The sequence below is a fragment of the Arthrobacter sp. P1_A5 genome (assembly GCF_056406825.1).
Window position 1 is genome coordinate 14,552 of record NZ_JBFTZL010000027.1, and the last position, 14,413, is coordinate 28,964.

The 14,413-nt window shown below is 66.1% G+C and carries 14 protein-coding genes; 5 read left to right on the forward strand and 9 right to left on the reverse strand.

Going from position 1 to position 14,413, the window contains the following annotated elements; all coding sequences use genetic code 11:
* Positions 1-7: 7 nt before the first annotated feature.
* Both AC1D1S_RS06915 and AC1D1S_RS06920 read right to left on the reverse strand, forming a co-directional pair.
* On the reverse strand, positions 8-1,033 hold the full coding sequence (locus AC1D1S_RS06915) for an NADPH:quinone reductase (protein WP_476945024.1): 1,026 nt from the start codon (positions 1,031-1,033) through the stop codon (positions 8-10).
* A 149-nt stretch (positions 1,034-1,182) separates the two neighbouring features.
* On the reverse strand, positions 1,183-1,995 hold the full coding sequence (locus AC1D1S_RS06920; RefSeq protein ID WP_476994079.1) for a hydrolase: 813 nt from the start codon (positions 1,993-1,995) through the stop codon (positions 1,183-1,185).
* Between the two features lie 536 nt (positions 1,996-2,531).
* On the opposite strand from AC1D1S_RS06920, the gene AC1D1S_RS06925 reads away from it, so the two are divergent.
* Positions 2,532-2,951 (forward strand): nuclear transport factor 2 family protein, encoded by a 420-nt coding sequence (locus AC1D1S_RS06925; protein WP_476994080.1) that lies wholly within the window; start codon positions 2,532-2,534, stop codon positions 2,949-2,951.
* 56 nt (positions 2,952-3,007) lie between these two features.
* On the opposite strand, the gene ligD is transcribed toward AC1D1S_RS06925, so the two are convergent.
* A complete protein-coding gene (gene ligD / locus AC1D1S_RS06930) occupies positions 3,008-4,252 on the reverse strand; it encodes a non-homologous end-joining DNA ligase (protein ID WP_476994081.1) in 1,245 nt (414 codons plus the stop codon).
* A gap of 48 nt (positions 4,253-4,300) precedes the next feature.
* On the opposite strand from ligD, the gene AC1D1S_RS06935 reads away from it, so the two are divergent.
* A complete protein-coding gene (locus tag AC1D1S_RS06935) occupies positions 4,301-4,450 on the forward strand; it encodes a hypothetical protein (RefSeq protein WP_476994082.1) in 150 nt (49 codons plus the stop codon).
* 32 nt (positions 4,451-4,482) lie between these two features.
* Here AC1D1S_RS06935 and AC1D1S_RS06940 read toward each other — a convergent pair whose 3' ends face one another.
* The 3 genes from AC1D1S_RS06940 to AC1D1S_RS06950 form a co-directional block, all read right to left on the reverse strand.
* Positions 4,483-5,280 (reverse strand): hypothetical protein, encoded by a 798-nt coding sequence (locus tag AC1D1S_RS06940; protein ID WP_243177914.1) that lies wholly within the window; start codon positions 5,278-5,280, stop codon positions 4,483-4,485.
* 119 nt (positions 5,281-5,399) lie between these two features.
* Positions 5,400-6,422 (reverse strand): LacI family DNA-binding transcriptional regulator, encoded by a 1,023-nt coding sequence (locus tag AC1D1S_RS06945; RefSeq protein ID WP_476994083.1) that lies wholly within the window; start codon positions 6,420-6,422, stop codon positions 5,400-5,402.
* A gap of 164 nt (positions 6,423-6,586) precedes the next feature.
* A complete protein-coding gene (locus tag AC1D1S_RS06950; protein WP_476994084.1) occupies positions 6,587-8,035 on the reverse strand; it encodes a sugar porter family MFS transporter in 1,449 nt (482 codons plus the stop codon).
* A 354-nt stretch (positions 8,036-8,389) separates the two neighbouring features.
* Here AC1D1S_RS06950 and AC1D1S_RS06955 point away from each other — a divergent pair, with 354 nt between their 5' ends.
* On the forward strand, positions 8,390-9,433 hold the full coding sequence (locus tag AC1D1S_RS06955) for a Gfo/Idh/MocA family protein (protein ID WP_476994085.1): 1,044 nt from the start codon (positions 8,390-8,392) through the stop codon (positions 9,431-9,433).
* Positions 9,434-9,448: 15 nt separating this feature from the next.
* On the opposite strand, the gene AC1D1S_RS06960 is transcribed toward AC1D1S_RS06955, so the two are convergent.
* Entirely contained in the window at positions 9,449-10,033 is a 585-nt protein-coding gene (locus tag AC1D1S_RS06960; RefSeq protein WP_476994086.1) for an HhH-GPD-type base excision DNA repair protein, read from the reverse strand.
* A gap of 104 nt (positions 10,034-10,137) precedes the next feature.
* On the opposite strand from AC1D1S_RS06960, the gene AC1D1S_RS06965 reads away from it, so the two are divergent.
* Complete coding sequence (locus AC1D1S_RS06965; protein WP_476994087.1) at positions 10,138-11,601, forward strand: protein adenylyltransferase SelO; 1,464 nt, start codon at positions 10,138-10,140, stop codon at positions 11,599-11,601.
* 12 nt (positions 11,602-11,613) lie between these two features.
* Positions 11,614-11,937: a hypothetical protein gene (locus AC1D1S_RS06970; protein ID WP_028276623.1), complete on the forward strand. Its 324-nt coding sequence runs from the start codon at positions 11,614-11,616 to the stop codon at positions 11,935-11,937.
* A gap of 72 nt (positions 11,938-12,009) precedes the next feature.
* On the opposite strand, the gene AC1D1S_RS06975 is transcribed toward AC1D1S_RS06970, so the two are convergent.
* Both AC1D1S_RS06975 and AC1D1S_RS06980 read right to left on the reverse strand, forming a co-directional pair.
* Positions 12,010-13,200 carry a VWA domain-containing protein gene (locus AC1D1S_RS06975; RefSeq protein WP_476945029.1) on the reverse strand — a complete coding sequence of 397 codons (1,191 nt, stop codon included), beginning with the start codon at positions 13,198-13,200 and terminating at the stop codon, positions 12,010-12,012.
* On the reverse strand, positions 13,197-14,413 hold a 1,217-nt coding region (locus tag AC1D1S_RS06980; protein ID WP_476994088.1), incomplete at its 5' end, for a DUF5682 family protein. The genes AC1D1S_RS06980 and AC1D1S_RS06975, both read right to left, overlap by 4 nt.

The window sequence follows — 14,413 nt, forward strand, 5'->3', positions numbered from 1 at the left end:
AACGTGATCAGGCCGCGGACACGTCGACCAGGACCTTCCCGACGAAGCCTTGTTCTACGGCGTCGTGCGCTGCCGCGGTTTCCTCGAGTCGAAAGCGGGTGAGGGGCAGTCCGTGTTCATCGCCGACCCGCAATGCCCCCGCTTTCAGGGCCTCGGCGACGGCGGCAACGGCCGCCGCCTTCTGCTGCTCCGTCACGGTGTACGTGAGGATGAACTGGAATCGGACGTTCTTGCCCATGCTCTCGCGAATGGGAATGGCCAAGGATTCGCCGGGGTTGGCAGCATAAATGGAAATGGTTCCCCCCGGCTTCACCACCTTGAGGTCATTGCCGATGTTCGCCGGAGCATTGACGTCGACGATCGTATCAACGCCGCCAGGGGCTGCCTCATGCACGGCCCGCGGGACGTCGGCAGTGCGGTAGTTGATCACACTGTGCGCGCCGGCCCGGCGGGCAAGTTCACCTTTCCGCTCCCCGCTCACGGTCGCGATGACGGTTGCCCCGGCCCAGCGGGCGAGCTGAATGGCCGCGTGGCCCACCGCACCCGCGCCACCGGTGACCAGCACCACCCGCCCTTCCAGGGCGCCCGGCGAAAGCCTGGCCGGCCCGTCCTGGCTGGCGGTCAGTGCACGATGTGCCGTCAGTGCCGGGATCCCCAGGGATGCGCCCGTGTCGAAGGATTCCATGTCTGGAAGGGCAACCGCCTGCGCGGCCGGCACCGTCACGTACTCCTGGGCTGTGCCCTCGGTGCCGCCCCAGGCGACGTCCCAGAGCCAAACACGATCGCCGACGGACAGCCCCGGCACGCCGGATCCAAGCTCGTCGATAACGCCGGCACCATCTTGGTTGGGCACTTTTGGTGCCGCCAGCCTGCTTCCGCTCCCGCCGCCGGCCCTGGACTTCCAGTCGGTGGGATTGACGCCGGAGACCACCACCCGGACTCTGACCTGGCCCGGTCCGGGTGCCGGCAGTGGCCTGTCCTGAAGGGTCATCACGGACGAGGGTCCTGTCTTTTCGTACACGATGGCCTTCACTGTTACTCCGCTTCTTCGGCTTTCATAGGGGGACGGGATGGGTGCGCCGTAAGAACCCGGGGTCCTCCTGTCGCCATGATGGCTCGGATACCTCTGACGTCTATTGCGGCGCTTGATCCCACGCTAACGCAAAAGGGGAAATGGACTGATCAGGTCAAATGGTCGAAGTCGCCGCGCGCCCAAGCAGCGTGCCGTTGTGCGGAATCGTGCAGAATGGCCTTGGCGCCGGACGCGATTACATTGTTGAAGTTGCCATAGATTCGGTCGAACTTGAGCTCTCCCAGTTGTGCGGCGATTCGCACCGCCACCGCGCCGGATAACGGCACGTGGTTCGGGTAGCTGCGCATGAAGGCGATGGAGCGACGGTCTGGATTCGGATACACGCTGTCACCGGTCAGCAGAACTCCTTTGCCGCCGGCTCCTGCAGCCCAGTGCACCACCGCGCTGCCCGGGAAATGGCCCCCGGTCTGGTGCAGGGTCAACCCTTCTGCGATGGTTTGACTGCCGGACCAGTATTCGATGATCGGATCATTGCGCCCCAGCCATAGCCGGTCTGCGTCGGCCACGAGTACGGGGACGCCGCCGAGCCGATGCGACCATTCGACCTGCACGCCGAACATGTGCGGATGGCTGGCAGCGATCGCCAGGACCGGGCCCCGCTCGAGCACTGCCTTCACAGCKYTGTCRTCGACATATCCGACCGGATCCCACAACAGCGAACCCTCGTGTGTYGCSACMAGCTGRGCGGTCTGGCCGATCCCGACTCTTGGCTCCGTCCKGATCCCGACAAGGCCCGGCTCGTTCTCCTTCAACACCGTTTGCTGGCCCTCCTGCGCCAGCCCGTCCAGTGTGAGCCACTTTTGTCCGTCATCGGGCACATACTGCCGCTCATCGGCGCAGATCGGGCAAACCCCCGGGGCAGGTTCGTCGTGTTCCACGGCGCAAGTTGCGCAGATCAGCATGGTGGGTCCCTTCTAAGGCCTTGTGTCCTGCTCCTCTTGCCCACCGTAAGCGTGCCCGACGTCGTCGGGAAGCCTATGCCGCTATCAACCGCCCGCGATGGCAGCCGCAAAATGAATCCCGCAATCCGAGTGTGCGTCGAATTGGGTGTCAGCAGCGTCGAGGCGTATTCAACGCACCGACGGGGACAACAGGGCGGCTATGACGTTCACCGCATACCAGCCCAATGCCCCAAGTGCTCCCAGAACGGCAACGGAAACCACCCAAAATAGGGCAGAGAGTTTCCTTCTCGGTTTCTCATCCATAACAACCACCCCGCAATCAATTGGGATACTCTCGGACCGAATCTTGCCTGAACCCCCTTGCGGAAAGCTTGGAATCGGGACGAGGCCTCTGGCCCGCAGTTGGCCCGGGGCAGAAGTCACGCCAACCCTTGCAGCCACCACGAGGCACGCTTAGGATGGCGGGGCCGGGACGGCCTGGACGGCGATGGACGTATCCTGCCGTTGACGGACAGTGAGCCCTTTGGAGGTTCGACGTGAGTGAGCGGGATGACTTCATGGTCTGGGTTGGGTCGCGTCTCAAGGACGCCGAGACCGCCCTGCATAACGGCGACGCCGGGCCGCGGTTCGCCATCTGGTCCCGAAGGGAGCCCGTTACCGTGCTCGGCGCGTGGACGTCCGGCAGCGGTCCCGAGGACGTGGGGCGCATCTTCCATCAGCTGGAAGCATCCTTCTCGGATTGCACGTCATACACGCACGAGGTGATTGCTGCCGACGTGATCGGGGACATGGCCTACACCGTTGGGTACGAGCATACGAGCACCTCGGTAAACGGAGAGCCGAGGGACTACACACTGCGCGTGACCCAGGTCTACCGGCGCGAGGGTGGCGAATGGAAGGTCGCCCATCGCCACGCAGACACCCTGGCGCAGCCGGACAAGCCTCAGGACGCCTGAGCCCCGTCCTTTTGGTGTCAGGAGCCGGTGTCAGGACGGTGTTCAGGAGCCGGCGGTCAGGATCCAGGGCGCCCCGGCCACTCTTTGCCCGCCCAGGGGTCGTAGTCGGCGATGAGCTCCTCCTGCAGCGGACGCTCATTTTCCGGGACGTGCTGCAGGTTCACCCGGACCCGGTACCAGAGCGAACTCGATCCCCGCATTCCGTCGACCAGTACGTCGGCGGGATGCAGGGCTGACAAGAGGTCCGCATGCCGGGTCTTCCATTCCTCGAGCGCCGCGAGCGCCTCGGGCTTGGTCTTGGTCCGTGCCACCTCGATGAGCGGCATTACCGATTGCCGGCGGCCCAGGCCGTCGCTGCCGCGCGGCGGCTTTTCGGCGGGGCCGAGCCCGGCAGCCAGACTGATGAGCCTGTCGAGCGTCCCTACCGCGTCGTCGATCCCGGCGTGGGGGTCGCCCATCGCCGCGAAGCGCTCAAGCACAGTGGGCACCGTGAATTGTTCCGGCCGGGTGGAGGTAACCTCGTCCCAATTGAGCGGAGTCGAGACCCGGGCATCGGGCAGGGGCCGGATCGAGTACGCCGATGCCACGGTGCGGTCCTTGGCGTTCTGGTTGAAGTCGACGAACACACTCTCGCCGCGCTCCTCCTTCCACCACCGCGCGGTGGCGAGGCCCGGAGCGCGGTTCTCGACCTCGCGGGCGAGGGTCTCGGCGGCGAGCCGCACGTCGCGGTACGACCACTGGGGCGCGATGCGCACGAGGATGTGGAGTCCCCGCGAACCGCTCGTCTTCGGCCACCCCACCAGTCCGACGTCGTCGAGCACCTCCCGCGCGACATAGGCGACGTCGACGATCTGCGCCCAGTCGACCCCCGGCATCGGGTCGAGGTCGACCCGGAGCTCGTCCGGGTGCTCGAGGTCCTCGGCACGCACGGGGTGCGGGTTGAGGTCCAGGCATCCAAGATTCACGACCCACGCCAAGCCCGCGGCATCCCTGATGACGGCCTCTTCGGCTGATGTTCCGGACGCGTAGTGAAGCGTTGCCGTGTCGATAAAGTCGGGGTGGTTTTCAGGCACGCGTTTTTGAAAGAACGGCTCGGCGCCGATCCCCTTCGGGAAGCGCTTGAGCACCATGGGCCGGCCGCCTGCGCCGCGCAGTGCGCCGTCGGCGACGGTGAGGTAGTAACGGACCAGGTCGAGCTTGGTCAGCCCGGGTTCGGGGAACACCACCTTGTCCGGACTCGAGATGCGAACCTCGTTGCCGGCAATGTTGAGGATCTCGGCGGGGGTCTTCGACGAGTTCATTCCGCCACGCTAGTTCCGGACGGCTGCGCTTGGGAATAGCATTCCGGCATGGACGCCAAGTTATTCGCCCTCGCTGCGGGCGGAACCTCAGTGATCGAGCCCGAAGACACCCAATGGGGCGCCCGGCGCTGCCGGGTATTCGATCCCCAGGGACAGGAATGGAGCGCCGGCACCTACCAGCCCGGAATCGCCTCGTGATACGTCCTTGCTTGCCCACCCGGGCAGGCGCTCTAAGTGCCCTCCTCGCTGCCGGCGTCGAAGGGCTTGCCCGCGGCCGGCGGCTCGCCCGCCGCGAGTCGGTCCGACTCCCGGGCCCCAACCGCGGACTGGGCGCCACCGGATCCGGCTTCGGCGGGTGAGGGTCCCGGCGGTACAGATCCGGATGTCTCTGCGGAGTCCGTCACGGTCCGCTGCCCCTCGGTCATGGCGGGGTCGTTGAACACCTGCTCCACAGGCGCCTCGCCTGTCTTGGCCCGTTCCGGATGCGAGTGATCCCCCTGCGCCTTGGTGCCCGCCTCCGCGATGTCGACCGCTTCGCGCACATCTGCACCGCTGCGGGAGTCATCGCTCTGGGCCGCGGCACCCGACGAGGCGTTCCGGGCCTGCGGTTCAGCGTCGTGGCCACCGTGCGCCTCGGTCATCGGCTTTTCGCCAGGCGTACCTGTTCCGGCCTTGCGCAGCGGATCTACAGTACCGTCCGCACCGTAGTCACCTTCGGTGTACTGGCCGATTTCCGACCCGGCCGTGCGTCCCGGAACCGTACCAGCGCCGCCGTAGTCGGCTGCCACGTAGCGCCCGGATTCCTTGGCTCGGTCTCCCAAGGGTTCGGGCAGGCCGCCCTCCCTGCCGCCCGCACCGTAGTCACCTTGGACGTATTGGCCCTCCTCGTCCTCGGCGTGCCGGCCTCTCTGCACGCCAGCCTTACCGTACGCTCCTTCGACGTACCGGCCCCGGAGCTCCTTGTCTTCTGGTTTCTCGTCCGCGGGCGCCTGATCCGCGGGCAATTCGGAGTCGCTGCGGTCTGTCATGATACTGCCCTCCAGAGACGAATMCATGCGTCTAATCCGGCGCAATTCAAGTCTAGTCAGGGCCACTGCACCACGACAGAGGGTAGCGGCCGCCGGCCCGCCTTGGGTGGCCGGGGGTGTCAGGTGTGGGCGGCGGGAGCGGTGGTGCTTCGAACGACGAGGCGCGGGGCCAGCACTTCGGTACGTGGCGGGAGGGAGGGGTCGGCGATGCGGGCAAGGAGAAACTCCGCAGCGCGGATGCCTACGTCCCGGCTGACGGGGTCGACGGTGGTCAGGGAGACGTGGCGGATCCCGGCGAGATAGGTGTTGTCGTATCCGACCAGTGAGAGTTGTGCCGGCACGCTGATGCCGTGCTCGTCCGCGGCCGAGAGCGCACCGACGGCGAGGACGTCGTTGGCGGCAAAGACCGCTGAGGGGGGCAGGCCGCCGTCGATAAGGCGGCTCATTGCCTCAAAGCCGGAATGTTCGCTCAAGTCTGTTGGTATCACTCGGATGTAGTTCTGCAAGCCGTGGCGGGTCATGGTGTCCCGGTAAGCGTCGGCCCGCACGGTAGCGGACCCGGTGGGAGYGGTGAGGAAGGCAATGTCGCTGTGGCCGAGACCAATCAGGTGTTCGACGGCCATCCGGGCGCCGGCGGCGTCGTCGTTGCTGACGCGGTCCGCTGCCGGGAGGTCGAAGGCGCGGGTGCCGGCGACGACGGCTGGCGTGAGCAGTGTGGCGCGGGTGAGGTCTTCATCGGCGGAGAAGTCTCCGGCGATGACGAGGCCGTCGACGCGCAATTCCAAGAAGGCGGACACCGGGCTTTCTCCTGGGCGGGCCAGATAGCGGGGATCCCCGAGGACCATCCGAAGGTTCTGCTCCCGGAAGATGTTCTGCATGCCGTCGAGCAGCTCCACGAACCAGGGATTGGAGAGGTCGTCCAGCAGCACTCCTACTGTTTGCGTCCGTCCGCTGGCGAGCGAGCGGGCCGCATTGCTGGGCCGGTAGTCGAGTGCGGCTATGGCGGTGGCAACAGCTTCTCTTCTTTGTTCACTCACCTTGGGTGAACCCCTCAGCACCAGGGAAACGAGTGCGCGAGAAACGCCGGCCTCGCGCGCCACATCCTCAATGGTGGCGCGTTTGGCCGCTCCATGCTGGTTCATTTCGCTCCTGGACAAATGGCCTCCTGCCGGCAAGCGTATCGCGGGAAACACAGCGGTTCCGGCCGCCGCCCCATGGGCAACCGCACCGGTTCCACTGCGTGACGCCGGCCGCATGTCTGTCCCGTGGGGGAGGCCCGGCGGCAATGGCTGCGGACGATCGATTCTCAGAGAGATACCGCCTTCTCGCCCGGTACCGTGGGAGGCACGATGATTGGAATGCCTCCGGTGCGGAAGTGCACCTCCAGCTCTTCCAGGGATTGCCCCTTCGTCTCCGGCACGAATTTCGCCACGAAGATCAGGGAAACAATGTTCGCCAGCACGAACACGGTGAACGTGCCGGTTGAGCCCAGGGCGACGACCAGGATCGGGAACAGGAAGGAGATCGCCGCGTTCACGGTCCAGAGTGCGAAYACCGCAATGCCCATCGCGAAGCCGCGGATGGCCAGCGGGAAGATCTCGGAGAGCAGTAGCCACACGCACGTGCCGATGAAGCACTGCACGAAGGCCACGAACAGCATCATCGCCGCCAGAATGGTGTAACTGACGAGGTCCGACTGGGGGAGCGTGAAGACGACGGCGAGGAGTGCCTGCGAAGCCACGACCCCGGAGAAGCCGATGACCAGCATGCGGCGGCGCCCGACGAAGCCCAGGAGCCAGATGCCCAGGACGGTCATCAGCACCGACGTCACACCGACGGCGATGGTTGCCACAAGCGATGCGCTCACCCCGAGGCCGCTGCGCTCGAGGATGGTGGGGGCGTAGTAGTTCACGGTATTGATGCCCGTTGCCTGCTGGGCTGCGGCGAGCCCAATGCCGACCCAGAGGAGCCGGCGCATCCAGGGATTGTTCTTCAGATCGCGCCAGGCGCTGGAGCGCTCGTTCCGGGCGGTATTCGCGGACTCAACGATTTCTTTGTACTCGAAATCGGCTTCCTCAGGGCTGCGGCTGAGGTTGAGGATGCGGCGGCTGTCGTCGAGCCTGTCGCGGATAGCGAACCAGCGCGGCGATTCGGGCAGGGCGAGCATGCCGATCAGGAGTGCGATGGCGGGGATGGAGGCAATACCAAGCATGATGCGCCAGACCTCGGAGTMGTGGATGACGGCGTCGAGGAGTGCGTTGATGGCAAAAGCGAGCATCTGGCCGGTCACGATCATCAGTTCGTTGATGGTGACCATGCGTCCGCGCAGGTGTGCAGGCGCCATTTCTGCAAGGTAGAGGGGGCACGTCACGGCGGCGGCGCCGACGCCAAGACCGAGGATGACGCGGGCCGCCACCATGAACCCGACGGTCGGCGCGATGGCGCAGCCTATCGCTCCGAGGAGGAAGAGCAGCGCACAGACGAGCAGCGTGCCGCGCCGCCCGAGCTTATCGGCGAGCCTGCCGCCGCTCAGCGCGCCCACCGCGGCACCAGGGAAGAGCAGTGCGCTGACGACGGTGGCCTCTTCTACGGGGCTCATGTTCAGGGAGTCCTGCATGTAGAGCAGCGCACCGGAGATGACACCGGTGTCGTAGCCGAACAGGAGTCCGCCGAGTGTGGAGATGACAGTGAGACGGGCGAGATATCCGCGATGTTTCGAGCCCGAGGCGGGCGAGCTTGCTGTGTGCAACGACATTGTTGACTTCCTCGATTCGGCCGACCTGAAGGGCGGACTTTGAATTCGGAGCGTTCTCCGGGAGTGCGCTGGATCACGTGCCTTCTACGTTAGAGCGCTCTAACCCGACAGTCAAGGGTTTGTCTTGACATGCGCTCAAACGGTCGACGGGTGTCCTGGAGGCAGCCGGTTGGGGCAAGTCCGTGCGGGCTCGGCGGCAGGGAGGATGCCGGAAGCCTGGTGCGTGGCGCCGGGGTGGAGCGGGTATTTCTTGAGGCTATTACCTATGAAGCGATTTGTTACTATGTCAGGACAAATCCAGGGAAGGGCGATGAGTCTTATGCGAATCGATGTCAACACAATGGAAGCCGGCACATGACCGGGAACTCCTCACTCCCGGTGTCCCGGGTCCCGGATTCCCGAACCGCACCACCACTCCGCTGGGGGATCATGGGTCCCGGCTGGATTGCGGAGCGCTTTACCGAATCCGTCCAGGCGCACACCTCGCAGATTATCGCCGCAATCGCGTCCCGCTCGCTGGACCGTTCCGAAGCCTTTGCTGGACGGCACGGCATCACCGCTGCCTTCGGCAGCTATGAGGAGCTGGCCGCCGCCGACGTCGACATCGTCTACGTGGCCACGCCGCACAACTTCCACTACGAGGCCGCCCTCATGGCGCTCGACGCCGGCAAGCACGTTCTGGTCGAAAAGCCGATAGGCATCAACCGCGCGCAGGCGGCCGGCATCGCCAGCCGGGCCGCCGACGCCGGCCTGTTCGCCGCCGAAGCCATTTGGACATTTTTCCTGCCCAAGTTCGACGTCATCCGACAAGTGCTCGACTCCGGAATGCTCGGGGACGTTACTACGGTCTTCGCCGAATACGGTGAGCACTTTGACCCCAGCCACCGGATCTTTGACCCGGCTCTGGCGGGCGGCCCGTTGCTGGACCTGGGGACCTATCCGCTCTCGCTCATCACGTCCGTCCTGGGCGAACCGGACCGCCTCCTGGCACTCGGTGAACCGCACGAATCCGGAGTCAATGCCCAGCTGTCGGCCGTCATGTCCTTTGCCGGCGGACGCCAGGCCATGATGAACACCCAATTGCACAACTTCACGCCGACGTCCGCCACCATTGTGGGCACCGAGGCTTCACTGTCAATTGACGGGCCCTTCAACATGCCAGGCAACTTCAGCGTCCACTTCCCGGACGGTACCCGGCTGGCCTACGAGGAGCCGGCCGGAGCGCACTTCGAGGGCCTGCACTTCGAGGCTGCCGCCGTCGCCAGCGCCATTGCGGCGGGGCGGCTGGAGGTTCCGCAGCGGCCGCTCGCCGAATCCATCCGGACCATGGCCGCCGCCGACGCCGTCAGGAACCAGCTCGGCATCGTTTTCCCCGGCGAAGCCATTGGAAGCCGCTGATCCAGGCCCTCCTTATCAGTGCTCGGAGGCCTTCGCGGCCTTGATGGCGGCCTTGGCAGCCTGCTTGCTGGCGCGCACTCTTTTCAGCGACTCGGGGTCCACGATGTCGGCGACGGAAAGAAATGCGCTCTCCTGGCCATAGGGGCCGGCGGCCTCACGCCAGCCTGGCGCCTGCAGGCCGCACTGCTTGCCGAGCAGTGCAAGGAAGATCTTGGCCTTTTGCTCCCCGAAGCCGGGCAAGCCTTTCAACCTGCGCAGCACTTCCTCACCGTCCGGGCCGTCCTGGTTCCAGATGGCAGTTGCGTCCCCATTCCAATCGCCTTGGACGGTCGCGGCGAGGTCCTGGACGCGGCCGGCCATGGAGCTGGGGAAGCGGTGGATGGATGGACGCTCCTTGAAGATCTCAACGAAGCCGGCCGGGTCGTATTCGGCGATTGCGGCAGGGGCCATGGACCCGATGCGCGTCCGGATCTTTTCGGGTCCGGCAAACGCAGACTCCATGGTCACCTGCTGGTCAAGCAGCATGCCAACGAGGAGTGCGAACGCGTCATTGCTGAGCAGTTGGTCGGCGGCGGGGTCGCCCGTGATGTGCAGTTCCATGCGCCCATCCTGCCACCAGCTCCGCGCCACGTCATGGCACCGGCCCGAATCTGCTCCGCCGCGACCAGCGGCATTGCTGACGCTGTGGCCGGTATCCTTGAAAGATGAGTGGCACCGCGCATTCAACCGTCACATTTGATGGCCGCTTCGCCCGGGAGTTCCAGGAGATGGCCATTCCCTGGCGCGCGGAGGAGGCGCCCGAGCCGCACCTTTTGGTGCTCAACGAGCACCTCGGCACTGAGCTGGGCCTCGATCCGGCCTTCCTCCGGAGTCCGGAGGGTCTGCGCCTGTTGACCGGCAACGCCGTCCCTGCCGATGCCAGTCCGGTGGCGCAGGCCTACGCCGGCCACCAGTTTGGCTGGTACGCCCCCCGCCTCGGCGACGGGCGCGCGCTCCTGCTGGGCGAGATCGGGCACGCGGACGGGCAGCTCCGCGACGTCCACCTCAAGGGATCAGGACGCACGCCGTTTGCCCGCAACGGGGACGGCCAGGCGGTGGTCGGTCCCATGCTGCGCGAATACATCGTGAGCGAGTCGATGCACGCGCTGCACATCCCCACGACCCGTTCCCTCGCCGTCGTCGCGACGGGACGTTCGGTGCAGCGCGAAACGCTCCTGCCGGGCGCCATTCTGACCCGGGTAGCCAGCAGCCACCTGCGCGTGGGCAGCTTCCAGTACGCCCGGTCCACGGGCGACATCGGCCTCCTTCGCCGCCTCGCCGACTACGCCCTGACCCGTCACCACCCCGCCGCCGCGGAGGCCGGGAACCGCTATCTAGCACTCTTCCAAGCGGTCATATCCGCCCAGGCTTCGCTGGTGGCCCAGTGGATGCTCGTCGGATTCGTTCACGGGGTCATGAACACCGACAACATGACGATTTCGGGCGAAACGATCGACTACGGGCCGTGTGCCTTCATGGAAGGCTTCGACCCGGCCGCCGTCTATAGTTCGATCGACGAGAGCGGGCGCTACGCCTACCGCAACCAGCCGGTGGTGGCGGAGTGGAATCTTGCCCGGCTCGCGGAGTCGCTTCTGCCCCTGCTCCACGATGACGAGGAGCAGGCGGTGGAGCTCGCGGTGGGAGCCCTCGGCGAGTTCCGCCGGCAGTACAGTGACGCCTGGTCGGCAGGCATGAAGGCCAAGCTGGGGTTCCGTGACGGGCTCGACGACGACGTGGCCTCGGCTCTCGTGGATGAAGTTGTGGCCTTAATGCAGGAGTCACGGGCCGACTACACCTCGTTTTTCCGGCACCTCGGCAATGCCGCCCGCGGCCGTGCCGAAGCCGCGCGGGCCCAGGTCCTGGACACCGCAGCCTTCGATGCCTGGGTAGGGCGCTGGCGTGCCTTGGCGCCGGATGCTGACGCCATGGACCGGGTCAACCCGGTCTACATCCCGCGGAACCACCTGGTGGAGGAGGCCCTGGCGGCCGCTACCGGCGGAAACCTGGATCCGCTGGCACGGCTGCTGGACGCAGTCGCCGCACCTTTCGACGAGCGGTCCGGCCTCGAGCGCTACGCCGCTGCCGCCCCGGAAAGCTTTGGCCCGTACCGAACCTTCTGCGGAACCTGAGGGGAGCTGATCATGGATACCGAATTCGCCGAGGTCATCGATCATGACGTCACCACCATCACCTGCGTTTGCGGCAATACCGTCAGCAGCGAGGGATTGATTCAGGCCAACTCGGAGGGAATGCCCGTACACATTGGCGGAAACGTTCCCGTGCCCGCGGGGCTGGCTACCTGGCCTGAGGACGAGGATCTCTACACCCTGTGCTCCTCTTGCGGCCGCGTTTACCATGACGCCGTCATCGAGGAGACTGGGACCGCGCCCGTTGCTTTCCGGATTGATGTCACCGCTGGGCCGGTTGCCGAGGCGATCCGTGTCCACTGGGACCTCAACACGTAGCCACCTTCGGGGAAACTTCCGTTTCCCGGTCTTTCCCGGACCGGGTACCGTGCCGGGCAAGCCGCCGACCCTTTAACCCTCGTGGCTCGTCGGGATGTCCTGGGCGGCTGCCCATTCGCCCACGTCCCGGCGTTCAATGGCCGCGGCCATCAGATCCGGGAACAGGTCGGGCGTGCAGGCGAAGGCCGGGACGCCAATTCCGGCAAGTGCCCTGGCATGGTCTGAGTCGAACGACGGATGACCGCTGTCGCTTAACGCCAGGAGCGCGATCATGGTCGTCCCCGACCCGACGATCGTGGCCGCCCGTTGCAGCATCTCTTCCGCAATGCCGCCTTCGTAGAGGTCGCTGATGAGCACCAGAATCGTCTCGGTGGGCCGGGTGATCTGGTCCTGGCAGTATGCCAGGGCGCGGTTGATGTCCGTGCCGCCGCCGAGTTGCACACCAAAGAGCACATCAACCGGATCGTCCAACTCGTCCGTCAGGTCGACAACCTCCGTGTCGAAGACCACCAGGCGGGTCCGCACCGACCGCAGCGAGCTGAGCACCGCCCCGAACACGCTGGAGTAGACCACGGACTCGGCCATCGACCCGGACTGGTCGATACACAGGATGATTTCACGCTGGACCTCGGTGCTGCGCCGGGTGTGCCCGACCAGACGCTCGGGCACGATCGTCCGGTATGCGGGCTGGTAGTGCCTAAGATTTGCGGCGATAGTTCTGTTCCAGTCAATGTCCCGATGCCGGGTCCGTCGTGTCCGTGCCGCCCGGTTCAATGCTCCGGAGAGCGCCTGTATCGTCTTGGAGCGCAGACGGTCCTCAAGCTCGTTCGTCACCTGACGGATGACTGTCCTGGCGGTCTCGCGTGACTGCTCGGGGATGACACGGCCGAGGCCGACGAGCGTGCTCACCAGCCCGACGTCGGGCTGCACGGTTCGCAGCATCTCCGGCTCGAGGAGCAATTGCCGAAGGCCGAGCCGGTCCATGGCGTCGGCCTGCATCACCTGGACCACCGTGGACGGGAAATAGCCCCGGATGTCGCCGAGCCAGCGGGCAACGCGAGGGCTGGACGCGCCCAGACCCCCGCGGCCCTTCTTTTCTTCGGCTCCGTACAAGTCCTCCAGGGCCCGGTCGCGCCGGGCGTCAGCGGTGGAGAGGACGACGCTGTGTCCCTCCGCTGTGGTGACGCCGTCGGCCTCATGGCCGCCGAGCACAAGGCGCCAGCGGCCCAACCGGCCGCGGTCGTCGGTATCTGCGTCGGTCACGCGATCGCCTCCCATCCGAGGTACCTGGCCATCGTCCGGACCGCGGGGCCCGCGGCGGTCAGGTCCAGGTCGGTCTGGCTGACGATGCCCACTTTGTCGCCAATGCGGCTGACTTGCTCTCCGATCTCGCGCCGCTCCGGCCGGCTGAATGCTGAAAATGTCCTGCGCAGGAGCGGCAGGACGTCGTCGAAGATGGCGTCGTCCACCCCGGCGACCCAGTCGTCCACGATCTGCAGGAGCCGCCGATCATGAATCAGCAGTGTTGCGTCTCCGGAGATGAGGCCGTCCAGCCAAGCGGCGGCTTGCCGTGAGGGAGTGGCGATCGAGAGCCGCCGGCTCAGCGTCGCCGCGACGTCGTTCCCGTCGACCAGGCCTGCGTCCAGAAGGAGCCTCGTGGCCCGACCTGCCACCGAGCCGTGGATGCCGTCCGAGCCTGCGACGGCGGCAAGCGCCCGGTGCCAGTCGTCCGGTGGCAGGTCGGGCAGCAAAATGAGGCCTTGTTGGGCCGAATCGACGGCGCGTCGCATGGTGTCGGCGGCCTCGTCGTCCAGCCCGGCGCAGGCAGTGGGCAGCCCCACGCACGCCCGCACAACCGTCGTGTCAAGAATCTTCCGTACGCCCGTGACGTTCACGCCGCGCACGTTGCCGTACCGGCAGGTCCGGGCAAGGGGGGCGATGGTTTCCAGCAGCGGCGCGACGTCTTGTTGCAAGGCGGTGCGCTCGGCAAGGACCGACACCACGCCGCCGATGCCGTCCGGCAGGTCAGCGAGCAGGCAGCTTGCGAGCAGTTCGCTGAGCGCCGTCAGGCTGCCTGCGTCCTGGGCGCGTTCGGCCACGCAGTTCGCGGCAGCGGAGGCGACCGTAGTGCCGTAGCGGCTGGCTTCCACCACGGCCACCGTTAGCTCCGGCTCCCAGTTCAGTGTCCACACCTCCTTGAACGTGCCCGTCGTCCGGCCGGATTCGCTCTGTGTGCCCCAATGCACTCCAAGCAGCGCCAGCCGGTGCAGCAGAACCGAGCGGGCCAGCTGGTTTGGCTTGCGCAGGTCAAGGGTAAGGACCTCTTCCATGGCGCTCGGTTTCCACCGGAGCTTGCGTTGAGTGGCTGCCAGATCGGCGGCCAGGGGGACTGTGGGCGCAGACTCCGGTACATTCCCCAGCTCGAGCCCAACGGTGAGTTCACGGTGGACCAGGGCCAGCGGCAGAGGTGAACCGT

Excerpts from the sequence above, each read along its gene's own strand:
- AC1D1S_RS06935 (WP_476994082.1), top strand. The coding sequence starts at position 4,301 with ATGGACGCCAAGTTATTCGCCCTCGCTGCGGGCGGAACCTCAGTGATC.
- AC1D1S_RS06965 (WP_476994087.1), top strand. The coding sequence starts at position 10,138 with ATGAGTGGCACCGCGCATTCAACCGTCACATTTGATGGCCGCTTCGCC.
- ligD (WP_476994081.1), bottom strand. The coding sequence starts at position 4,252 with ATGAACTCGTCGAAGACCCCCGCCGAGATCCTCAACATTGCCGGCAAC.
- AC1D1S_RS06940 (WP_243177914.1), bottom strand. The coding sequence starts at position 5,280 with ATGACAGACCGCAGCGACTCCGAATTGCCCGCGGATCAGGCGCCCGCG.
- AC1D1S_RS06970 (WP_028276623.1), top strand. The coding sequence starts at position 11,614 with ATGGATACCGAATTCGCCGAGGTCATCGATCATGACGTCACCACCATC.
- AC1D1S_RS06955 (WP_476994085.1), top strand. The coding sequence starts at position 8,390 with ATGACCGGGAACTCCTCACTCCCGGTGTCCCGGGTCCCGGATTCCCGA.
- AC1D1S_RS06960 (WP_476994086.1), bottom strand. The coding sequence starts at position 10,033 with ATGGAACTGCACATCACGGGCGACCCCGCCGCCGACCAACTGCTCAGC.